This window comes from Pseudoalteromonas sp. S4741, from assembly GCF_005886135.1.
GTDB classification, from domain to species: Bacteria; Pseudomonadota; Gammaproteobacteria; order Enterobacterales; family Alteromonadaceae; genus Pseudoalteromonas; species Pseudoalteromonas tetraodonis.
In genome coordinates this window covers 1-339 of sequence record NZ_PNCN01000044.1, presented here as the reverse complement: position 1 = coordinate 339, position 339 = coordinate 1, and the positions used below count along the sequence as shown (strand labels likewise).

Annotated in this window: 1 protein-coding gene; it reads right to left on the bottom strand. The window is 35.1% G+C overall.

Annotation, left to right across the window (positions count from 1 at the left end):
- Nucleotides 1-246: transposase domain-containing protein (locus tag CWC30_RS08085; RefSeq protein ID WP_171034699.1), on the bottom strand; the 246-nt coding region annotated here is incomplete at its 3' end.
- Nucleotides 247-339 lie beyond the last annotated feature (93 nt).

Sequence of the window (339 nt, the reverse complement as noted above, 5' to 3'; positions counted from 1 at the left end):
TCCGGGTAAAGAGATGTCGAGTCTATTAGCGATATCCCAAACGGTTTCGTTTCGGAATAAACTCATTCCAATTACAGACCACATAATAGCTTCTAGCGGTAATCGCCTTTTACGCACAGTAGCAACACCTGCATGTTTAAATGCTTGTTCAAGAATATCAGGGTCAAGAACCTGTTTAAGTTTATCTAGTGTATGTACATCATTTAAAAATGAAGACATGTTATCGAAGTGCTGAATGAGAGACATAAAAAAATCCGATATTATTTCTAATATCGGATTTTGAAGCTATGGAAAGATCAGTCAAGTGATCATAAAAATATTCTTAACTGATCTGCATTA